15 protein-coding genes are annotated in these 21476 nt (G+C 70.6%); 9 read left to right on the top strand and 6 right to left on the bottom strand.

Features of this window, described 5'->3' with window-relative positions:
• Window positions 1–90: 90 nt before the first annotated feature.
• Window positions 91–3543: an ATP-binding protein gene (locus Pla133_RS11405; protein WP_419192387.1), complete on the top strand. Its 3453-nt coding sequence runs from the start codon at window positions 91–93 to the stop codon at window positions 3541–3543.
• Window positions 3544–3570: 27 nt separating this feature from the next.
• Here the strand turns inward: Pla133_RS11405 and Pla133_RS11410 are convergent, their stop codons facing one another.
• The 4 genes from Pla133_RS11410 to Pla133_RS11425 all read right to left on the bottom strand — a co-directional run bounded on the left by Pla133_RS11410 (window position 3571) and on the right by Pla133_RS11425 (window position 7853).
• Complete coding sequence (locus tag Pla133_RS11410; RefSeq protein WP_145065271.1) at window positions 3571–5613, bottom strand: hypothetical protein; 2043 nt, start codon at window positions 5611–5613, stop codon at window positions 3571–3573.
• 166 nt (window positions 5614–5779) lie between these two features.
• Window positions 5780–6559 carry a chalcone isomerase family protein gene (locus Pla133_RS11415; RefSeq protein ID WP_145065273.1) on the bottom strand — a complete coding sequence of 260 codons (780 nt, stop codon included), beginning with the start codon at window positions 6557–6559 and terminating at the stop codon, window positions 5780–5782.
• Window positions 6560–6607: 48 nt separating this feature from the next.
• Complete coding sequence (locus tag Pla133_RS11420) at window positions 6608–7315, bottom strand: diacylglycerol/lipid kinase family protein (RefSeq protein WP_145065275.1); 708 nt, start codon at window positions 7313–7315, stop codon at window positions 6608–6610.
• 61 nt (window positions 7316–7376) lie between these two features.
• Window positions 7377–7853 carry a YbaK/EbsC family protein gene (locus Pla133_RS11425; RefSeq protein ID WP_419192388.1) on the bottom strand — a complete coding sequence of 159 codons (477 nt, stop codon included), beginning with the start codon at window positions 7851–7853 and terminating at the stop codon, window positions 7377–7379.
• Between the two features lie 751 nt (window positions 7854–8604).
• Between Pla133_RS11425 and Pla133_RS11430 the strand changes: the two genes are divergently transcribed.
• Window positions 8605–9102: a hypothetical protein gene (locus tag Pla133_RS11430; RefSeq protein ID WP_145065279.1), complete on the top strand. Its 498-nt coding sequence runs from the start codon at window positions 8605–8607 to the stop codon at window positions 9100–9102.
• A gap of 95 nt (window positions 9103–9197) precedes the next feature.
• Entirely contained in the window at window positions 9198–10727 is a 1530-nt protein-coding gene (locus Pla133_RS11435; RefSeq protein WP_145065281.1) for an FkbM family methyltransferase, read from the top strand.
• A 9-nt stretch (window positions 10728–10736) separates the two neighbouring features.
• On the opposite strand, the gene Pla133_RS11440 is transcribed toward Pla133_RS11435, so the two are convergent.
• Together Pla133_RS11440 and Pla133_RS11445 are read right to left on the bottom strand one after the other, a co-directional pair.
• Complete coding sequence (locus Pla133_RS11440) at window positions 10737–12530, bottom strand: glycosyltransferase family 10 domain-containing protein (RefSeq protein ID WP_145065283.1); 1794 nt, start codon at window positions 12528–12530, stop codon at window positions 10737–10739.
• Entirely contained in the window at window positions 12527–13588 is a 1062-nt protein-coding gene (locus Pla133_RS11445) for an NAD-dependent epimerase/dehydratase family protein (RefSeq protein ID WP_419192389.1), read from the bottom strand. The genes Pla133_RS11440 and Pla133_RS11445 overlap by 4 nt, the downstream gene beginning before the upstream one ends.
• 228 nt (window positions 13589–13816) lie before the next feature.
• On the opposite strand from Pla133_RS11445, the gene Pla133_RS11450 reads away from it, so the two are divergent.
• The 6 genes from Pla133_RS11450 (at window position 13817) to Pla133_RS11475 (ending at window position 21473) form a co-directional block, all read left to right on the top strand.
• On the top strand, window positions 13817–14857 hold the full coding sequence (locus tag Pla133_RS11450; protein ID WP_145065285.1) for a threonine aldolase family protein: 1041 nt from the start codon (window positions 13817–13819) through the stop codon (window positions 14855–14857).
• A 52-nt stretch (window positions 14858–14909) separates the two neighbouring features.
• Complete coding sequence (locus tag Pla133_RS11455) at window positions 14910–16268, top strand: phosphomannomutase/phosphoglucomutase (protein WP_145065287.1); 1359 nt, start codon at window positions 14910–14912, stop codon at window positions 16266–16268.
• A 118-nt stretch (window positions 16269–16386) separates the two neighbouring features.
• Window positions 16387–18633, top strand: coding sequence for a hypothetical protein (locus Pla133_RS26200; protein ID WP_419192390.1), 2247 nt, complete (start codon window positions 16387–16389; stop codon window positions 18631–18633).
• Window positions 18634–18720: 87 nt separating this feature from the next.
• Window positions 18721–19527: an SAM hydrolase/SAM-dependent halogenase family protein gene (locus Pla133_RS11465; protein WP_145065289.1), complete on the top strand. Its 807-nt coding sequence runs from the start codon at window positions 18721–18723 to the stop codon at window positions 19525–19527.
• Window positions 19528–19588: 61 nt separating this feature from the next.
• Entirely contained in the window at window positions 19589–20506 is a 918-nt protein-coding gene (rocF, locus tag Pla133_RS11470) for an arginase (protein WP_419192391.1), read from the top strand.
• Between the two features lie 103 nt (window positions 20507–20609).
• The gene (locus Pla133_RS11475; protein WP_145065291.1) at window positions 20610–21473 is read left to right on the top strand and encodes an ABC transporter permease; all 864 of its coding nucleotides are present in this window, start codon (window positions 20610–20612) and stop codon (window positions 21471–21473) included.
• Window positions 21474–21476: the final 3 nt, after the last annotated feature.

Below are 21476 nucleotides of genomic sequence, written 5' to 3' on the forward strand. Positions count from 1 at the left end.
TGTGGCGGGCCAGGTTCCGGTGAACCACCGTCCGCTGGGCTCAGTCTACCCTCGGGTAGCCGCCCGCTCCCCCGGGCGACCGCGCGCGCGATGACCTCTCCTCCCCAAGATCTGGACGCCCCGGCCGTCGGGGGCAGCGCGAGCCGAGAGTGGCTGGTGGCACGCACCATGAGCCAGTTGCCGGCGCTGCTCTGGATCCAACTGGACCAGGACGGGCGCATCCTGGCCTGGAACGCCGCCGCTGCGTCGCTGTTCGACCCGAAGGCCCAACTCGTCCTCGGCCGCGGTTCGGACGTGAGCCTGGAGCAGGTGCTCGAGGACGAGGCCAGCCGACTGAGCTTGGCCGGCGCGATCGCCAACCTGCGCCCCGGCGTTCCACAGCCGCTGGTGCTCGGCGTGGTCCGTCGAGGGACGACCCTGGAAGTCCAATTCGAGTTGGTCCGGACCCCTCGTGCCCTCGGCGGCAGGGGCCTGTCCCTGGTCGGCCGCCTGGGTCGCGACGGCGCGGACTCGCGACTGGGGATGGCCATCGCCGACCAGGCCCTCGACCGCCTGCACCACACGGCCTTGGGGGCGCGGGCGCTCTTGGGGCTGCCCCGCGCCGACCCAGATCGGCGGGTCCGCGACGCCGGACGGTTGCCGATCGACAGCCTGCGACCGGAGCAGCGCGCCCCTTTTGTCACCGATCTGGCCGCGGGGATCATGGCCAGCGTCGACGTCTTCATCGCACCCCTCGGAGACGAGGGCCGCACGCTGCGGATCGACGCGGCGCTGTTGCCAGGCGACGACAGCCATCCGACCGTCAACGTGATCACGATCCGCGACTCGTCGAGCCTGCGCCACGAGGTGCTCGACCTGGAGCTGCGCGAGCGGCGCCTGCGCCGCGTGGTCGAGGCGACCTCGGCGGTCACCGGACGCGGCTTCCTGCGCTCGCTCGTGCGCTCGTTGTCCTTCGCCCTCGGCGTGCGCGTGGCCTACGTCGCGGAGCGACTACCGCGTGAGCCCGATCGGATGCGGATGCTGTGTCTGTGGTCGGGCACCGAGTTCACCGCCGGCTACACCTACGCCGCCCGCGGCACACTCGACGAGCTCGTCATCGCCGATGGGCCCGTGCGCTACTCGGGCGGTCTGGCCGCGCGCGTTGCCGCGGACTCCTGGGTCAACACGGAGGGCCTCGAGAGCTACTTCGGTGTTCCCATCCCCGACTCGGCCGAACAGGTCGTGGGAGTGTTGGGGGTGATGGCCACGGGACCGCTCGACGAGTCCTTGCCGGTGGCCGACATTCTGGGAGTGTTCGCCGCGCGTGTGGGAGTCGAACTCGAGCGTCTGCGGGCCGAGGAGGCCCTGCGGGCGTCCGAGGAGCGCTGGAGATCCCTGCTCGAGAATGCCCCCGACGTGATCCTCTCCGTCGATCGCGAGGGGCAGGTGCGCTTCCACAACCTGGCTGCCTTCGACGCCGCGCCCGACCTGGGAGAGCAGCTCGAGTGGCGCGTCGACGAACGCGACCGTGAGCCGTTCAGTCAGACGCTGCGGCGTGTGTTGACCCGCCGCGAGCCCGAGTCGATCGAGGTGCGCGCGCGCTGGATCGGCGAACAGCACCGCTGGTTCTCGCTGCGCGTGGGGCCGCTGCATCGCGGCGACGGCGGGGCGATCATCGTGGCCACCGACATCGAGGACGCCAAGCGCGAGGAACTGGTGACTCGCCACCGCTCGGCCCTCGAGCACAAGTTGGCGACCCTCTCCACCCGCTTCCTGGCGCTCGATCTGGAGCACACCGAGGAGGAGGTGCAGCGGGCACTCGAGGAGCTGGCGCAGGTGATCGGCGCTGACCGCGCCGTGCTCTACCGCTTCGACGAGGAGCGGCGCGGGCTGCTCTCGACCCAGACCTGGGCGGCGGCCGGCGTGACCCCCTTGCCGCCGGTGATCGCCGACCCCCAGCCCCTGGGCTGGCTGGTGGAGTACGCAGACCAGGGTCGCGAAGCCGTCCTTGGCGTGGGCGGAATCTGCTCGATCAGCGCGCAAGAGCGCAGCGAGCTGGTCGGAATCGGAGCGGCCAGGTTCGCCTGTGTGCCCCTACGTTGTCGCGGCGTCGGGCAGGGCTTGGTCGGCTTCTGCGCTGGCGAAACGGCCGTGCCCTGGGACGGCGAGCTGCTCGCGCTGGTTCGGATCGCCGGCGACCTGCTCGCCAGCACCCTCGACCGTGCGCGGGAGATCGCGCGGCGTCGGGTCCTCGAGCGGGAGCTGCGACACAGCCAGAAGCTCGAAGCCATTGGCACCCTCGCCGGCGGCATCGCCCACGACTTCAACAACCTCCTGACCGGAGTCCTGGGTCACGCGACGTTGATCGGTCGCGCCGCTGGCACCGACGGGCGAATCCTGGCCTCGGCCCAGGCGATCGAGGCCGCCGCCCAGCGTGCCGCGGACTTGACGCGCAAGATTCAGCGCTTCGGGCGCAGGCGAGAGTCCGGCTTCACGGAGGTCGATCTCCACGCGACGGTGGTCGAGGTGACCGAGCTGCTGCACCGTTCGCTCCCCGAGAGCGTCGAGCTGCAGGTCGACCTGGTCGCTCCCAGTGCGACGATCAGCGGCGATGCGAGTTTGCTCAGTCAGGTGATCTTGAACCTGGCCGTCAATGCTCGCGACGCCATGCCGGCCGGCGGCAAGTTGCGGATCGCCACGCGCTCCACCCAGGTCGGGGCCGCCGAGGCCGCGTCGATGCCCGAGGTCTCGCCGGGGCGGTTCGTGGCGCTCGACGTTTCCGACGAGGGGCATGGCATGGCGCCGGAGCTGCTCGATCGAATCTTCGACCCCTTCTTCACGACCAAGGAGCGGGCCGAGGGGCGGGGCATGGGATTGGCGACGGCCTACGGCATCGTGCGCAAGCACGGCGGCGCGATCCGCGTCGAGAGCGAACAGGATGCCGGCTCGACCTTCACGCTGCTGCTGCCCCTGGCCGACGCCGGGCGGGCTGGCGATGGCGACGACGGATCGATCGATGCGCGTTGGATCGCGCTGGCGGGTGTGGACGACGACCTGCCGGGCGGGGAATCCGACGAGCAGCCGGCCGCGATTCCGCCGCTCGTTCCTGCCACGGCCGCCGACACGGCCAAGGCCGGGGACGACGTCCGCAAGACGATCCTGATCGTCGATGACGACGACATCGTACTGATCACGGCGGCGGCCCTGCTCGAGAGCGTCGGCTTCGCAACCTTGAGCGTGAGCTCGGGCGAAGCAGCTGTCGAGCTCTACGCAGAGCGCGGCACCGAGGTCGACCTGGTCCTGCTGGACATGATGATGCCGGGTATGGATGGGCGCGAATGCCTGGCCATGCTGCGCCAGATGGACCCGGGGGTGCGGGTCGTGCTCTCCAGCGGCTGGGGCTTCGAGGGCATCGTCGACGAGTTGCGGCGGGCCGGGATCATCGGCTTCGCCAACAAGCCCTACGGCCTCGGCGAGCTCGAGCAGATCGTCACGGACTGTCTCGAAGGATCGACCCCGCTCCTGGCCGAAGGCGTTCAGCCGTCGGCCGACGGGGTGCTCTGAGCGCGGCACGTCGGCCGCCACAGGTGCTCAGCGGCCCTCGCCGTCGAGCGGGCCCTTCCACGCCAAGCCCACGCGGTAAGGGGCCAGGGCCTTGGCCGGCAGGATCGACTCGAGCGTCAGGTGGACGTCGGGATCGAAGCTGGCCTCGACAAAGCGCGTCCGCACGCCCCAACCGAAGGCCACGAAGTAGCGCTCGTAGAGCTGGGGCGGCAGGCTGTCGCTGCACTCCAGGATCGTGAACAGCAGGCGCTCGTAGGGTGTCGCCCGGCGGCCCAGTTGGCAGCCCATGCCCTCCACGATCGACATCCGCATCGGCGCCGGCAGCTTGGTCACGAACTCGAATCCGGCGCGCGCTGCCAGGGCGGCGTCGAGGTCGGGACGACCGACCTCCAGTCGTTTGAGGTAGGCGCCCTGCTGCTGCGTCAACTGGCGGCCGGCGCCGCGCAGGAACCAGATCGCGTCACGGGGCTCCATCAGCTCGACGCTGCTGACGAGGAAGTCGGAGATGCGCTTGCCGACGTCCTTCATGGCAGCGCTCGGTCCGTTCTCGGCCGCGCCTTGCGTGCCGTAGAACCCGATCACGCACAGCTCGAACTCGGCGACCTCGGGGCTGTGGCGCGCGACGTGCGCCAGGAGCTTGGGCAGGCTCGCCGGCGTGACCCGTTCCGGCGGTGCGAACGTCTCGATATGCATCATCGGTCGCACCTCGGCCCAATCCGGGTCGACGCGATCGACGAGGGCCAGGCGGCGGTCCAGGTCGTCCGGCTCCGAGTAGGCCAGGTGGTCGAGGAAGAGCCCGAATTCGGTGGCCAGGATCGGCGGCTGGGAGCTGCCCACGCCCAGGTGGATCAAGGGCGCCACGCCGGCGATGCCACCGACGCTGAGCACACAGGTCGTGCCGATCGCGGCGGCGCGCGGCAGGGAGCGCACGAGGTTCGCCACCAGGAACAAGAGCGCCGGCAGGATCGGGAAGAAGTAGCGGCTCCCCATGCCGTCCAACCAGGCGTCGATGTTCACCCGGAAGTCGGTGATGGAGTAGGCCCCCAGAAGCGCCGCCACGTGCAGCAGCGAGTACAGGACCAGGGCCTGGTCCGTGCTCGGGTGGGGCCGGCGGGGGAGCAACTTCGACCAGGGGAAGCCGATCAGGGCGTAGAGCCCCGCGGCGGCGCAGGCCAGGGTCAGGAGCCAGCCGGCCCAGCTCGCGCCGAACTGGACGTAGAGCCACGAGCCCGGCAGGTCGACGGTCACAGCCTCGGCCAGCTTGCCTGCCATGGCCAGCGGGCCGCCGTCCTCGAAGCGCGAGGCCATGGGCTTGTTGACCACCGTCGCCGAGCGAGTCACCACGGGGATCAGGGCGATCAGCGGTGCGGCGGTCAGGGCGGCCAAGGCCAGGCGCCAGTTCAGAAGGAAGCGACGATCGCGGCACCACCAGGCGGCGGCCACGGCCGGCGCTGCGACCCAGACCTGCATCGAGAAGAACAGGCCGGCCCCGATGAGCAAACCCAGGGCCAGGTGGGCCTTGGTCGAAAGGGGCGTGCCCGGCCGACCGGCCAGGATCACCGCCAGGGGCGCGAGCACGAAGGGGATCGTGTCGGCGTGGCTGCCCAGGGCCAGCACGTCGACCATCTGGAAAGCCGGGGGGCCGAACGCCAAGAGCAGCGCGGCGGTGATCCCGGCCAAGAGCCCCAGGTGGCGTCCCGATAGATAGGCGACTAGCCCGGCAGAAAGCCCGGAGAAGCCCACCGCCAGGGTCTTGACCATGACCAGAGTCGGACCGCCAACGGCGAGCAGGGGCACCAGCAGGAGGCCGAAGACCACGCTGCCTCTCAGGTGGGCGATGATCGGCAGGCGCTCGGGATTCAGCTCGACCCCGTTCAAGAGGGCCCAGGCGAAAGTCGCGCTGTAGCGCTCGAGTTCGACCTCGTCGAGCCGCGACCAGGCCACCAGGCCGCGCACCACGACCGTCAGCAGTACCGCTCCCGCCGTCAGCCAGAAGATCGGGCGGGAGTCGTCGGGCGAGGCCGGACCCGTTGCTTTCGAGTCGTCGGGGCTGGGGGGCGAGGCGGGCATCGAGGAGGGGGCGGGGCCGAATCCTACGTCGCCGCGGGGGCTCGGGCCACGAGCGACGGGTCGACTCCTCGCGGGCACGGGCCAACCGCGAGGGCCCGGACGGTGGTTCGGGCCATGCTTCGGACCGGGGCTCGGACCAAACAGCGGACCGCGCTGCTGAGCGCCGTCAGCGCCCGGACTCGGCTCCGCCGCCGGGCTCCGCGACCGGCTTCGGCGGGAGCTTCACCGTCAGGATCGACGGGATTCGCGACGCCATCTTCTTGCGACCGGCCTCCTCGATCGGGTCGCTGCCCAGGTACACGTCGAACAGCGCCCAGCACAGCCCCGGCGAGCGCAGTTCCGGCTGCAGCTCGCCGTCGATGGTCGTGCGCAGCACGCCGCCCTTGGTCCAGCTGAAGACCAGCTCGGCCCCCTTGCGAAGCTTGTCGATGTCGAACAGGCCCTTGAACGTCTCCAGCTCGGCGGTGGCGTCGGGCAGTTCCATCTCGTCGCGGGCCTTGGCGATGCGCGGCGCCAGGCTGCCGTCGAAGGCCTCGACCACGTCCTCGGCGTCCACGTTGCGAACGAACACGATCCGCAGGGTCTTCTCGATCTTGTCGGACATCAGCGCGGCGTAGAACTCCTCGTCCTTGCCGAGCTGCTTCGCCGTGCGGTCGGTGAAGGCGCCGAGCTGCTCCTGGACCGCCCACGGATCCACGTACAACCCGTAGGCGTAGACGTTGACGCTGAAGACGGTCTTGTCGCGCACCGCCACGCCGGTGATGTGCTGGACCCCGCCCGGTTGCTCCAGGGTCGGACCCAGGGCCCGGCGGACCACGGGGAAGTCGACCTTGGTGTCGGACTCCCTGATGGTCTCGACCGCGTCCCCCTGGAGACCCGCAGTGGTGACCAGGACGGCGCCCGCGGACGCGAGCAGGAACTTGGCGAACGTGGCCTTCAGGAGCATTGTCGATCTTCCTCGTTGGGCGCCGACCGATTCGACGCGGGCTGCATGCTACCCCCGCGCGCCTCGGGCCAGCAGCCGCGCGGCGCGCGGATCCACCCGCAGGTCGCAGCGGCGGGCCGAGAGCAGCTCGCCGTCGACCACCAGGCCGCCGTTCCCCTCCAGGTCCACGCTGCAGTGGACCAAGCGACGGCTGGCCACCAGGGGGTTCTCCACGTGGCTGCCGTCGAAGACGCCCTGGAGCACCGCCGCCAAGCGCAGCCGCGATCCGCGCCGGATGACGGTCAGGTCCAGCTCGCCGTCGTCGAGCAGGGCCGCGGGGGCGATCCGCATCCCGCGCCCCGCGTGCCGAGTGACGGTGATGCAGGCCAAGAGGTCCGAGTCCACGGACGCGCCGTCGAGGCGAGCGCCAGCCCCAATGAGGCGCGGTCGCAGCAGCTCGGCCACGGCCGCCACCGAGTTGCCCGACCCCGCGGGCACGACCACGATCGGCGGCAGCGGTCCGCGCTCGGCCAGGCCGTTGACCACATCGAACAGCGTTTCGTCGCCGCCCGCCACCGCGACGGCGGATGCGTCGCCCAGATCGAGCTCGCGCGCGAACCGGCGCGTCTCCGCCGCCGACGCGCCGGTGTGGCTCTCGAGGCTCCACCCCGACGCTTGCATGCGCCGGTTCATTCGCGCGCAGGCATCGAGGGCACGACCGCCCCCGGCGAAGGGGTTCGCGATGCAGGGCAAGCGGCGTTCGCTTCGGCCGGTCATCGGCGCAGGCTGTGTGAGGGCCGCCCGACTCCACGCGCGGAGCCGCGAGTGCGAGCAGTCTTCACGGACGAGCGAAGCGCCCCAGTTGCGGCCGGGCGATCCGGAGCCAGTCCTCAGTGTTCATGATGACCGAGTGGTGTAGCGACGCGGCGTTGAAGGCGATGCGGTCGTTGGCCAGGAAGCCCTCGTCGAGGAGCAACGGCAGGGCGAGGATCGGCTCACCGAAGGGCGGCACGCAGCCCGGCACGAGGCCGGTCAGCTCGTGCAACTCCTCGCGGGTGGCGAAGCGCGCCCCGGATTGGCCCAGATGCCTCCGCACCGCGTTGGCATCCACCCGCGCCGAGGCGCTGAGCACGCACAGCGCGAAGTGGGGCCCGACCTTCAACAACAGCGACTTGCCCCCGATCTCGAGCGGCTCGCCCCGCGCCGCGGCCGATTCCTCGGAGGTGCGCGTCGCGTCGTGCTCGACGAAGCGATAGGGGACGCCCGCGCCATCGAGCAGCGCGACGATCTTCTCGGTCAAGGGCGGGAGTTCCACCGCCAGAGGTTAGACGAGGCTGTTGGGGGTGCGGCGCGGGGATCCGTTGGGACGTACGGTGCCGGGACCCCTTGTCCCGCGCGGAGCGGGGAGGGTGGCCGCCAGAGGCGGCCACCCTCCCCGCTCCGCGCGGGACAAGGGGTCCCGGCACCGTACGTCCCAGGCACCGTACGTCCCAACGGATCCCGGCTTGCTAGGCTCGGACCATGCCCCGCAAGCGCGAGACCGGACAGCCCACTCCGAAGAAGCTGCGCGACTTCGGGCTGGTGACCCTCGCGGCTCTCGTCGGCCTGGCTTGGTGGACGACCCAGGTGGTGGGGGGCCAAGCGGTGAACCCCGAGTTGATGGATCAGACGATGCCGACCCCTGTGCCCGAGGGGGTCCACTTGGTCTGCCCCGACCCGACCCTGGTTGCCAGCTCCGTCGCCGTGGCGCCGTTCGTACTGCGCACCGACATCTACAGCCGTGGTCGGCTGCGGGAGCGTCGCTGGTCGATCTGGACACCGGTGTTCGAGCGTGAACTCGGCAGGCGTTTGTGTGTCCCATGGGCCGGGTTCAACCGACGGTCCGCCCGAAGAGGTCTAGTGTCCTGGATCAGAAATTCGGCGTCACTTCCCGGGCTCCGATCGCCGCTGGAGTCGCCAGCGCCTCCTCCGAGTATCGCAGCGGATACGCGTCGTCGGCGCGCCTAGCCAGCATCGATCGGACCTCCGGGCAGTGACGCCGAATTTCTGATCCAGGACACAAGTCCATGAATCCGATAGCGCCGCGCAAGCAAACCCGTTCCATCACGCTGGGGGATCTCGTCCTGGTGACCCTTGCCCTGCTGGTCGCGGTCAGTTGGTGGGTGACCCAGACCGTGGGCGGTCCAGCGGTGGACGGCCGCGCTGCCTTGCCGTGGGAGCTGGCCCTGGTGGATCGCTCGACATCGCCATCGGGCCTGTCCCGCTTGCCGGCGGGTACCGTGGTCGAGCTTCCGGGCTTGAACAGGACCGCGAAGTCGGTCGCCGTGGTGCCGTTCGTCCTGCGCACCGACATCTCCGTGCACGGCAGCCTGAGCGAGCGCCGCTGGTCGCTCTGGACGCCCCTGTTCCAGCGCACGCTCCACAGCGAGCAATACGGGACCGTTGCGACGGGTGGAGACTGGCTCGAGGCCTTGGGCTACGCCGCTGGACCGGGGTCCGCCGCTGGACCGGGGTCCGCCGCTGGACCGGGCGAGGCCGCGGCTGACGGAGGCTCGCCCCCGTAGATCGATCCGCGCCCTGCTGCGGTTGCGGCCCTGTTTTGGCGCAGGCCGTGGGCTGCATCCTCGGACCGGCGCGCCGGCCCTGCTAGCTTGCGCCAATGCCCCAGGACGAGCGTACAGCAGCACCCGATCCGATCCGCGGCGCCCAGCCGGGTGCGGTCGGCTTCCACGGCGACGCCTACCTGCTGCGGCTGGTGGCCTGGCTCGCGGCGCGCAGCGAGGTCTTCGTGGAGACGGGCACCAACCTGGGCACCACCCTCGGCTATGTCGCGCGGACCTTCCCGTCCCTGCGCTGCCTGTCCTGCGAACCCGACCCAGCATCCTTCGAGGTCGCGCGGCACCACGTCGCGGACCAGCCCCAGGTCGCGATCAACAGGCAGACCTCGCAGGAGTTCCTGGGGCATCTGGCCACGATCGGGAGCGAGCTGTTCGAGCGGCCGACGTTGTTCTGGCTCGACGCCCATGGCTACGGCTTCGATTGGCCCCTGCGCGAGGAGCTGGCCTTCATCGGCGAGCGCTTCCAGCAGGGCTTCGTGCTGATCGACGACTTCCTGGTGCCCGGGCACCCCGAGTTCGGCTTCGACCAGTACGAGCAGCACGTGTGCTCCTGGGACTACGTGCGTGAGAGCCTGGCCCCGGGCTGGCGCCATCGCCTCTACTACCCGGCCTACACCGAACGCACCTCGAGCTTCCACCCTCTGCGCGGTTGGGGGCTGATCCAGTTCGGGCGTGGACCCCTGGGGCGGTTGGACCTGGAGCCCGAGTTGGCCGGGGTGCTGGAACTGGCCGAGTCGTCGGGCAAGGCGCGGACGAACGTGCCCGCCGGCGCTGCGCAACCGCAAGCCAGTTCCACGGCGACCCAAACGGTCCGACCCTCGGCCGGGGCAGCTCGCGACGCCGCTGTCGCGAACGCCCCGTCCGGCCGACGCGCGCCCCACGCCCCCGGTCTCGCCGGCTGCGACGTGCATCGCGATCGCTTCGACGACCTGGTCGCCCTGGTCGATCGCGACGACCCCCTCGTGGTCGACGGCGGCGCCAACCGTGGGGCAGTGGTCGACGAAGTCCTCGCGCGCTGGCCCCGCGCGCGGGTGCATGCGGTCGAGGCCCAGCCGACCTTGGCCCGTGAGTTGGCCCGACGCTATGCGGGCGATCGGCGGGTGACGGTCCACGCAGCGGCCCTCGCCGCGCGCACCGGCCAGCTCGAGTTCCACGTCACCGCCAACTCGGTTTCCTCCTCGGCCCTCGCCCCATCGAGCTTCAAGCAGACCCTGCAAGGTGCCAAGGTCGCGACGGTCGAGACGATCAGCGTTCCCGCGCGGCGCCTGGACGAGCTGGTGCCCCAGGCGATCGACCTGCTCAAGCTCGACCTGCAGGGCTTCGAGATCGAAGCACTGACCGGTCTGGGTGAGCGCCTGTCCCAGGTGGGTGTGGTCCTGGCCGAGGTGCAGTTCGCGCCGCTCTACGAGGGCACGCCCCTGTTCGGCGACGTGGATCGCTTCCTGCGCGAGGCCGGGTTCGGCCTGTTCAACCTCTACGAGCTGTGGACCAGTTCCGCCGGGCAACTCACGGCCGGAGACGGAATCTGGCTCAACGGGCGCCAGTTCGAGCTCCCCGACGGACGCGCCTGAGGTGAGGCGTCAGCCGGCGCGGCGATTCACGCGGCCGTCGAGACGCTCGGACAACTCGTCCGGGCCGACGACTGCGTGTCCCAGGGCCGTGAGGAAGCGCATACGGTCCGAGTGGGTCTCCGGCCCCGCCATCACCGCCGCCGTGCGCGCGCCCAGGTCGAAGGGGCACAGGTCGTCGATGGGGTCACTGAGCACCACCAGGTCGATGGCCGCGGCGGTCCGGATCGACCTCAGGGCCAGCTCGAGCCGATCGACGCAGGCCTCGAGCGGTCCGTCGAGGGCCGGGTCGTAGCGCAGGGCCAAGCGTAGACCCTCGGTGGAGCAGGCCGCGAAGGCCGCCAGGGTCGGAACCAGCTCGCGCTGGTCGAAGCGAGGCCAGGCGATGACGAGGTCGACCGCCGTCGGCGGGTCGACCAGGCAACCGGGCCGCCCGGCCGCGCGGGCCCGCAGGTGGCGGCCGAACGGACGCACGTCGCGGTGCTCGAAGCCTGCCCCCGCGAGGGCGGCGTTCAACTCGTCCGCGGTCCAGCCCCAGCGCGGCGCGCGGCGCGAGCCGTGGGCGAAGAGCGTCGAGAAGGCCTCGCGCGGAGCCCAGTCCGCGAGCTTGCGGCAGACGTCCCAGTCGCCGACGGCGAGCTCCAGGCGCCCGCCCGGCGCGATCTTCTCGCGCCAACGGGAGAGGGCCGCGACGGCCTCGTCGGGGCTCCACTGGAGCACCAGGCCAGGCACCCGCAAGCGATCGATCGAGCCCTCGGCGAGGGGCACCAGGGCCACCTCGTCCGCGACCACATCGGGCTGGTCGAGGGGGTCGGACGAGACGTGGAACTCGTCGGGCTCCAGGTGTACGCGGGGGCCGAGTGCCAACTGCAAGCTGTCGCCGACCGGGGCGCCGTCGGGACGGCTGCCCATCCAGGACCAGCGTTGACCACGCGCAGCGGCGCCCATCACTCGGTCGAAGAACTCGAGCTGGCGCTCCGGATCGACCCAGGGACTCATGCGGTCCTGGGCGTAGGCCGGCGCGCGCAGCATCTGCGCGTAGGCCTCGTCGTCCTCGTTCAAACGCAGGATCTCCTCGATCAACGCGTCCTCGTCCGGAAACGAGTCGAGGTTCAGGAAGCACCCGGGGTCGAAGTCCTCGGCCACGGTCGGGTCGCCGGCGTAGATCGGGACCACGTCGGTCAAGAGGGCATCGTTGATCTTCTCGGTGACGTAACCGCGCGACCGCTCGTTCTCGAAGGTGATCGCGAACTTGTAGCGGCGGTACAGGCCGTACTTGTCCTTGCGGCTGATCGTGAAGCCGGTGTTGTTCAGCACCGGCCCGGCGCAATCGACCCGCATCGCTTCGGACAGCTTCTTCACGAATGCCTCACGCCAGGGCACATGGTTGCCCTGGACGAAGATGCAGGCTCCCTGCTTGAGGGCCATGGCCGCTTCCAGGTCGCGGTCGGCCCGCCCGACCAGGGCGTCGGGCATGAAGCCGATCTGCGACTGGGTGCCGACGTAGTTGGGCAGCCGCAGGAAGCGCGGATCGGTCAGGTCGCGATCGAAGCCGATGGCGAAGTCGCAGCGCGACAGGTCGGGCGCGACGTTCTCGGCGGTGTAGTACAGCCGCACGGCATCGTCGTCGATGGCGTGCTGGGTCATCAGCTTCTCGCCGCCCGGGAAGCTGGAGTAGATCACCAGGTCCGGCCGGTCGGAGAGCTCGTAGCGCCAGTGGCGCAGCACTTCCGGATGGCGCTGGAAGAAGTGGTCCGGCTCGAAGCCGGCCCAGAAGTCGCGGAAGGCGACGCGGATGGTCCTCATGCGGCCCGACTCCTCTCGCCGGCCTGGTCGACCATCTCGGCGAGGATCTCGGGCAGTCGCCGCGAGAGTGTCCAGTGGGGGTAGTGGGAGCGAAAGCGACGGGTGTCGCTGATGTAGCAGACGTGGTCGCCGACCCTGGCGCGCCGCTCGAAGCGGTGGGGGACCTCGCGCCCCAGCAGGTCCGCGAGCAGGTCCAGGCATTCGAGCACTGATCCGTTGCTCTCGCGGCCGCCGCCGAGGTTGTAGACCTCGGCGCTGCGCGGCGCCTCGATGAAGGCCTCGATCGCGGTGCAGACGTCGTGGCTGTGGATCTGGTCGCGGACCTGCTTGCCGCCGTGGCCGATCACGGTGTAGGTGCGACCCGAGACCGCGGTGTCGACCAGCCACGAGAGGAATCCGTGCAGCTCGACGCCGCTGTGGGCGGGACCGGTCAAGCAGCCGCCGCGGAAGCACACGGTCGGCATCCCGAAGTAGCGGCCGTACTCCTGGACCAACAGGTCGGCCGAGGCCTTGGAGGCCCCGAACAGGCTGTGGGTCGAGCGGTCGATGCGGCAGGTCTCGTCGATGCCCTGGAAGTCCTCGGCCCGGGCGAACTCGAAGCGGCGCGGCTGCTCGACCAGCGGGTACTCGTTGGGGGCGTCGCCGTAGACCTTGTTGGTCGAGAGGAACACGAAGGGACTGCCCGGCGCCCCGGCGCGGGCAGCCTCGAGCAGATTGAGGGTCCCGAGGGCGTTGACCTCGAAGTCGTCGAAGGGGCGGCTCGCCGCCAAATCGTGAGAGGGCTGTGCGGCGCAGTGGACGATCGCAGCGGGCTTCAGCTCGCGGACCAGGTCGGCCAGGCCCCGTCGGTCGCGCACGTCGAGCTCGCGGTGGTCGAAGTCCGGCACCTCGGTCACCAGGCGCTCCAGATTCCAGCGCGGGTCGCCGCCGCTGCCGAAGAACTGGGCGCGCATGTGGTTGTCCACGCCGACCGTCCGCCAGCCGCGGGCGGCGAAGTGCCGCACGGCCTGGGAACCGATCAGCCCACTGGATCCGGTCACGAGCAGGGTTCGAGCCACTGGCGGCTCTTCGTCGCCCCGTCGAAGGGACTTGAGCGGGCGGCTGGCCCCGCCGCGCCGAGCCGTATCCCCCCCGGGATTGAGGCCGAGATCGCGGCGGCTGCCCCGCGTTCGGCGCCAACCCGGAGCCGGGACCCTCTCCGGCCGAGCCCCGGATCGTTCGCGCCCGGTCACGAGGGGGGCCCCGCCGTTGGCCCGGTCCGGGGCGTGGCGTACCCTGACGCCCCTATGGCGGCCGAACTATCCGACTTCCGCTCCGACACCGTCACCCGCCCCTCCGATGCCATGCGCGCTGCCATGGCCAAGGCGGAGGTGGGCGACGACGTGCTCGACGGCGACCCGACGGTCCGCCGGCTCGAGGAAGCCGGGGCGCAGTTCCTGGGCAAGGCCCACGCCCTCTTCGTGCCCTCGGGGACGATGGCCAACCAGATCGCCGTGGGCGTCTGGACCCGGCCCGGGGACGAAGTGATCCTCGAGAGCGAGGCCCACATCCTGCGCTGGGAGGCTGGGGGACTGGGCGCGAACCACGGGGTCCAGGCCGTGACGCCGATCGGTGACGACCACGGCTCCCTGGCCCGCACCGCTGTCGAGGCCCTGATCCGGCCCGACTTCGTGCACTGTCCGCGCACCGGACTCTTGTGCCTTGAGCAGACCCACATGGGCACCGGCGGCCGGGTCCAGCCCCTCGAGGCCCTCGAGGGCGCGGCCCTCGGCGCCCGCGACAAGGGTGTGCGGGTGCACTTGGACGGGGCGCGCCTGGCCAACGCGGTGGTGGCTTCGGGGATCTCGGCCGCGCGCTGGGCCCAGACCTTCGATTCGGTCTCGATCTGCCTCTCCAAGGGCTTGGGCGCACCGGTCGGGTCCCTCGTGGCCGGCGACGAAGACTTCATCGAGGGCGCGCGCTGGCAACGCAAGCGCCTGGGCGGCTGGATGCGCCAGGCCGGAATCATCGCCGCGGCGGGGCTCATGGCCCTCGAGCAGAACGTGGAGCGTCTGGCCGAGGACCACGCCCTGGCGGCCCAGCTGGCCGCGGGCTTCGACGCCATCGACGGCCTCAGCTCGCCGGTCTCCGAGGTCGAGACCAACATCGTGCTCGTGCGCGTGGATCACCCCGAGCTCTCCGCAGTCGAGGTGGCCGACCGGTTCGGCTCCCACGGCGTGCGCGTGATGGCACTGGGCGCCGGGACCCTGCGCTTCGTGACCCACATGGACCTCGCCAGCGCCGACGTCGAGCGCGCGATCCGAGCCGCGCAGTCGATCTTCGGCTGATCTGCGCGCCCCTCTCCCACCGACCCTCTCCCCGATCCGAGTTCGATTCACGATGGGTATCTTCAAGGCCTACGACATCCGCGGCGTCTACGGCTCCGAGCTGGACGCAGACATGGGCCGCAAGATCGGCCACGCCTTCGTCCGTCTACGCGGAGCGAAGCGACTGGTCGTCGGCCAGGACATGCGGACCCACTCGCCCGAGCTGGCCGACGCCGTCTCCGAGGGCATGCGCGACGCCGGCTGCGACGTGCTGCGCCTGGGGCTCGCGTCGACGCCGATGACCTACTTCGGGATCGGCTCCTTGGACTGCGACGGGGGCCTGGTCGTGACCGCCAGCCACAACCCGGGCCAGTACAACGGCATGAAGCTGTGCGGTCCGGGCGCCGTGCCGATCTCCGGCGACACAGGCATCATGGAACTCGAGCGCATGTGCGCCGAGCCCTACCCCGGGCCGCTGGGGGAGCGCGGCACCGAGGAGCACATCGAGCTGCTGGATGCCTACGCCGACCACGTAGCGAGCTTCGCTCACTTGCAGACGAAGGTCGTCCTGGCCATCGACGCGGCCAACGGCATGGCCGGGCACACCCTGCCGAAGATCCTCGAGCGCCTGCCCCTGGTGGAGGCCCACTCGATCCTGATGGAGCCGGACGGCAACTTCCCGGTGCACGAGGCCAACCCGCTGATCGAGGAGAACCTCGAGTACGTGGCCAAGGTGGTGCGCGAGCACGGGGCGCGGCTGGGTGTGTCCTTCGACGGCGACGCGGACCGCTGCTGCTTCGTGGACGAGGCGGGTCGCACCATCAGCGCCGACCTGATGACGGCCCTGATCGCCCGGCACTTCCTGAAGCAGCGCGGCCCCGCGCCGATCCTCTACGACCTGCGTTCGTCCTGGGTCGTCAAGGAGGAGATCGCGGCGGCGGGCGGCGAGCCCATTCGCGAGCGCGTGGGGCATTCGTTCATCAAGGCCACGATGCGGGCGAAAGGCGCGGTCTTCGGCGGCGAGCTCTCCGGGCACTTCTACTTCGCGGACAACTTCACCACCGACTCGGGCGTGATCGCGATGGTCACCGCGCTGACCGTGCTCGATGCGCCGGAGAACCGCGATCGGCCCATGAGCGAGCTGGTGGCCGACCTGCGGCGCTACCACTCGACGGGCGAGATCAACTTCCGCGTGCCGGACAAGGACGAGGCCATCGCTCAGATCAAGCAGCGCTACGCGAGCGGGCGCCAGGACGAGTTGGACGGGATCACCGTCGAGTTCGGCGACCTGGCCGACGCCGACTGGTGGTGGTTCAACGTGCGCGCATCGAACACCGAGCCGCTCTTGCGCCTGAACCTCGAGGCCCGCACCGCCGAGCTGCGCGACGCGAAGCGCGACGAGCTGGTCGGCCTGTTGGGGGAGCCCGTCTGAGGCCGGAGCCGACCGTGATCCTTTGCGCCGCACCGACGATCCCACGGGCCGAGCGGCCCCTGTGCCCGAGCGAGGCCCCGTGCCGCGTCATCGGGCCCGCGCGACAGGACCGAGAGCAATGATCCGCATCCACACCATCCAGCGCTCGGTCGTCGTCATCGCCCTGGCCGCCTGGGCCAGCGTCGCTGTCGCCGTTGTTCCGGCGAGAGCGGTCCAGCCGGTCAGCACGGTTCTGGGGGCAGGAGCCGTCACACAAGCGGGCCAGACGCAACAGAACTCGCAGCCGCAGGGTCAGACGCCGCAGGCCGGCCCCGCCGGTGAGAAGCCGCCCCGGGCGGGCGGTCGCCCGCGACCCCAGAATCCGCCGGGGACCGGCGCCGAGCCAGCTGGCGGCGCGGAGCCCGAGCAGGGCGGAGCCCAACAGGATGGCGCGGGAGAAGAGCCTACGCCCCAAATCGACGCGCAAGCCCAGGCCGCGGCAGCCAAGGCAGAGGCCCGAGCGACCGCAGCGGCGCAAGCACGGGCTGCAGCGGAAGCCCAGGCAGCGGCGGACGCGGCGGCCGTCGCCGCGGAGCTCGAGGCGCGCGCCGCGGCGATGGCACGGCAGCAGCAAGCGGCCGCGGAGCGCATGGCCGAGGCCGAGGCGGCCTGGGAAGTGGCCATCGCCCGTGACCGAACCCTGGCCTTCACCCGCTCGACGGCCCGCAAGGCCATCGAGGAGCTCCAGGCCGGCTTCGGCGACGAGTTCGAGCGTTCCGCGGCGCTCTACGCCCTGGGTGCTACCGACGCCGTGGATCAACTCGGCCTCCTCGAGGGCACGGCCCAGGCGGGCTCGGGTTTCGAGCAGTTGGCCGCGATCCTGGCCCTGGGCGAGCTGAGCCTGCCGCCGGTCGACCTGCTGTTGCGACTGCTGGCCGATCCGCGCAACGAAGTCCGCGGGGCCGTGGTGCTGGCCTTGATGCGGACCGACGACGACCGCGCCAACGCCCAGATCGAGCCGATCGCCCTCGGGCGCGGCCCGCTCGGAAGGTTGGTCAGCGACCTGATCGTCTTCGTCCGCAAGCCGGAAGAGAGCGTTCCGTCGGCGCCGGCGAGCCTGCTCCTGTCGCTGCGCTGGGAGGCGGCGAAGCGTTACGGCCTGGTCGACGGGCGCACCTGGCGCGCGGCACGCATCGCTGCGCTCGAAGAGGACAAGGTCTTCCTCGACAGCGTGCTGCTGCCGGCCGCTGCGTCGGGCCGCTGGCCGTCGATCCGCGACCACCTCGTGGCGATGTTGATCGAGGAACCGAGCCTGGCGGTCTACGAGGCCTGCTTGGAGGCGCTTCCGGCCGAGTTCAACCTGCTCGTGCGCAACGGCATCTGGACGCCGTCGAGCCCCGAACAGTGGCAAGAGCTGGTGCTCGCCCTCGAGCGCCGCGGCGGTTCGCCCGAGCTGATCGACATCTACGACCGGGCCACCGGCGTGACCTCCCTGCGCGTGCGGGCGGCGGCATTGCTCTTGGTCGCCGGCGATCCGCGGGGCTGGGACACTCTCGCGCCCCTCTTGGCCTCGGACGTGCCGGCCCGTCGGCAGTTGGTGGCCGTGGCCATGGGGCGCTCGGGCGACCGGAGCTGGATCAGCGAGTTGGTGCGCCTCGAACGCGACAAGGACCCCGACGTGCGCGCGACGGCTCTGGCGGCGCGCATCGCCCTGGGCGAGCTCTTGGCCCTCGACATCGCCGAATCGATCATCGCCGACCAGACCAACGAGGATCGGCCCTTCCTGGCCCGGGCCCTGGTCGAGGTCGCCGAGGACGGGCGCGTGCAACGGCTGCTCGAGCAGGCTTTGGTCTTCGCCGAGTCGCCCCTCTCGATCGAGGTCGCCGTCGCCTTGGCGGAGCAGGGGCGGCTCTCGGCGCGCCCGATTCTGCGCGAGGCCCTGGAGCGGCGCGAGGCTCCCAGCCTCCAGCCGCGCATCGTTCGGGCGCTGGCCGGCTACGCGGATCAGGGCGACTTGATCCGGCTGCGCGAGATGTTCCCCAGCGACGGGAACGCGGCCCTGGACCTCGAACTGGCGCGGGCCCTGGTCCTCGGTCGAGACGGCCTTGGCCTGCGGCTGGTGCGGGCCGGGGTCTGGACCCGCGACTTCCATCGCAGCGTCCTCGCCGGCCACCTGCTGGCGGACTTCCAAGGCATTCAGGCCCTATACGAAGAGCTGAAGTCTCCGCCGCCGCGGGTCAGCGCCGCCGACCTGCGTCGCATCGGCTTCGTCTTGGGCGAGTTGGGCGGCGTCGGCGAGGTGGAGAACCTGGCCCGGCGTCGAACCTCGGCGGACCCCGTCCTGCAAGGCGCGTACCTGGGTGCCCTCGCGGCGCGCACCTATTGAGCACGGGCCGTCCCCCGTTCCGTTCGGGCACGGCGGTCCGATCCAGCATTCCGGGGCTCGGCCCCGACATCCCGACACTGCCCAACGATGACCACCGCCCGCTCAGGAATCGTGACCATGCTGACCGACTTCGGTCAGGTGGACACCTACGTGGGCGTCATGCACGGCGTCCTGTGGACCTACGCCAAGCGGCTGCGGGCCGTGGTGGACCTGACCCACGAGGTTCCGGCCCAGGAGGTCACGATCGCCTCGTTCCACCTGGACGCAGCCTTCCGCTGGTTCCCGCCGGGGACCGTGCACGTGGCGGTGGTCGACCCAGGCGTGGGCTCCGGACGAGCGATCCTGGCTGCGCGCATCGGAGAGCACTTCTTCCTGGCGCCGGACAACGGCCTCCTGGCCAGGCTCCTGGACGGCGCAGCGGACCGGGAGGTGGTCGCCGTGGACGTGGAGCGGGTCGGCCTCGCGACCTGCAGCGCCACCTTCCACGGCCGCGACGTCTTCAGCCCCGCGGCGGCCCTGCTGGTCGACGGCCAGGCGGTCAGCGACTTGGGTCGACCCGTCCTGGACTGGTCCCGGGCAGCGGCGCCGAGTCCCGAGCGGGTCTCCGACAAGCCCGAGTCCTACAGGGGCGAGGTGGTCTCGGTCGATCGCTTCGGGAACCTCATCACCAACCTTCCCGGCAGTCTGCTGGGCGACGAACACCGCGAGTGGGAGCTCGAGATCGCCGGGCAATGCCTGCCGGTCGCCGGGACCTACGCCGACGTGGCGCGGGGCCAGGCCCTCGCTCTGGTAGATTCCTACGGCCTGCTGGAGGCTGCCGTACGCAACGGCGACGCGGCGCGGGCCCTCGGTGCCGGTCGTGGCGTCCCCGCTCTGCTGCGGCGTCGCACCTGAGCCGCCTGCGCCGGGTCCGACCCCTGGCCCGTCCTCCTCAAACAGCCCCCCCGAACCTCACGTGATCCTCGACCGCAAGGTGAGCCTGATCGGCGCCCCCCTGGATCTGGGGGGGGCCGTCCAGGGTGCTTCCCTGGGCCCGACCGCCGTCCGCATGGCAGGCTTGGAGCGACGTATCCGGGCCCTCGACCTGGACTTCGAAGACCTCGGTGACGTGCCCGTCGCCGTCCCCGCCAGCGGCGATCCGCCGGAGCCCAGCGCGCGCTTCATCCGGGAGATCGCCCTGCACTGCGAGGCCCTGCGCGACCGCGTCGACGAGACCTTGACCCGCGGGCGCTTCCCGCTGGTGATCGGCGGCGACCACGCCGTGGCCTGCGGGACGATCTCCGGGGTCGCGCGCAATTTCCGCCGCCGGGGCCAGAAGGTCGGACTGATCTGGTTCGACGCCCACGGCGACATGAACACTCCCGAGACCTCGCCCTCGGGCAACGTGCACGGCATGCCCCTGGCGGCGTGCCTGGGCTTCGGCCACCGCAGCCTGACCGAGCTGGCCGGCGCCGCGCCGATGCTGGACGTGTCCAACTGCGTGCTGATCGGCGTGCACGAGTTGGATGCGCGGGAGAAGGAGATGATCCGCAAGGTCGGGATCCGCATCTACACCATGCGTGAGATCGACATGATGGGCATGCAGCGCGTGATGGAGGAGGCCCTCGAGATCGCCAACGACGGCACCGACGGCTTCCACGTCTCCTTCGACGTGGATGGTTGCGACGTCTCGATCGCGCCGGGCACCGGGACGCGCGTGCCCGGTGGCACGAACTTCCGCGAGTCGCACCTGGTGCTCGAGAACGTCGCCGACAGCGGGCGACTGGTCTCGCTCGAGCTGACCGAAGTCAATCCGATCCTCGACCACGCCAACCGGACCGCCGAGCTCGCGGTCGGGTTGGTCGAATCGGCCCTCGGGAAGCTGGTTCTCTGAGGTTGCGGCGGCCGCAGCTCTCGCTCCGCAAGCGTCCGTTGTTCCGTCAGACTCCGACCAGCCGTCAGTCTCCGACAACCCCCCAGCGTCCCCTCGAACCGTGTTGAGCCTCCTCCGATCCGTCCTGCGCAACCGAGCGTTGCTGCGCGACTTCGTCGTGCGCGACCTCAAGTCGCGCTACGTGGGCTCGGCCATGGGGTTCTTCTGGTCGGTGATCTTTCCGGTGGTGAACCTGTTCGTCTACATGTTCGTCTTCCGGCTGGTGCTCAAGGCCCGCTGGGGCGATCCGGGGTCGGACCCGACCTATCCCGGCGACGGCAGCCCGGGCGAGACCGCACTGGTGATGCTGGCCGGGATCCTGGCCTGGGCGGCCTTCGCCGAGACCATGAGCCGCGGGACGAACTCGCTGGTGGAGAACGCCAACCTGATCAAGAAGGTCGTCTTCCCTTCCGAGATCCTGCCGCCGTACCTGACGATTTCGTCGATCGTCAACATGCTGATCGGCATGCCGATCGTGCTCTTCGGCGTGATCGTCTTCAGCGATCGCCGCCCCGGGCTCGAGCTGCTCGCGGTGCCGCTGCTGCTGGTTCTCCAGGCGGCCTTCACGATCGGCCTGACCTACCTTCTGTCGGCCCTCAACGCGATGGTGCGCGACGTCTACCACATCATCGGTGTGGCCACGACGGTCTGGATGTTCGCCACGCCGATCTTCTACCCGGCCAAGATGGTCAGGGACTCCTACCAGAGCTTGGGAGGCGGATTCGGGAGCTTCATGCTGCCCCTGGGCTGGATCCTCGAGATCAACCCGATGCATTGGTTGATCGACTCCTGGCAGCGCGTGCTGGTCTTCCAGTTGTGGCCGCAGTGGGACCTGGTGTTCCGTTTCGTCCTGGCGACGGTGCTCATGCTGGTGGTCGGCGGCGCGGTCTTCCGCGACAACCGGAAGTCCTTCCCGGACCTTTTGTAGTCG

The sequence above is a fragment of the Engelhardtia mirabilis genome (assembly GCF_007748095.1).
GTDB lineage: Bacteria > Planctomycetota > UBA1135 > UBA1135.

Coding starts and splice junctions, on each gene's coding strand:
- Pla133_RS11450 (WP_145065285.1), top strand. CDS start 13,817: ATGGCGGCCGAACTATCCGACTTCCGCTCCGACACCGTCACCCGCCCC.
- Pla133_RS11420 (WP_145065275.1), bottom strand. CDS start 7,315: ATGACCGGCCGAAGCGAACGCCGCTTGCCCTGCATCGCGAACCCCTTC.
- Pla133_RS11435 (WP_145065281.1), top strand. CDS start 9,198: ATGCCCCAGGACGAGCGTACAGCAGCACCCGATCCGATCCGCGGCGCC.
- Pla133_RS26200 (WP_419192390.1), top strand. CDS start 16,387: ATGATCCGCATCCACACCATCCAGCGCTCGGTCGTCGTCATCGCCCTG.
- Pla133_RS11430 (WP_145065279.1), top strand. CDS start 8,605: ATGAATCCGATAGCGCCGCGCAAGCAAACCCGTTCCATCACGCTGGGG.
- Pla133_RS11465 (WP_145065289.1), top strand. CDS start 18,721: ATGACCACCGCCCGCTCAGGAATCGTGACCATGCTGACCGACTTCGGT.
- Pla133_RS11455 (WP_145065287.1), top strand. CDS start 14,910: ATGGGTATCTTCAAGGCCTACGACATCCGCGGCGTCTACGGCTCCGAG.
- Pla133_RS11415 (WP_145065273.1), bottom strand. CDS start 6,559: ATGCTCCTGAAGGCCACGTTCGCCAAGTTCCTGCTCGCGTCCGCGGGC.
- Pla133_RS11410 (WP_145065271.1), bottom strand. CDS start 5,613: ATGCCCGCCTCGCCCCCCAGCCCCGACGACTCGAAAGCAACGGGTCCG.
- Pla133_RS11440 (WP_145065283.1), bottom strand. CDS start 12,530: ATGAGGACCATCCGCGTCGCCTTCCGCGACTTCTGGGCCGGCTTCGAG.
- Pla133_RS11405 (WP_419192387.1), top strand. CDS start 91: ATGACCTCTCCTCCCCAAGATCTGGACGCCCCGGCCGTCGGGGGCAGC.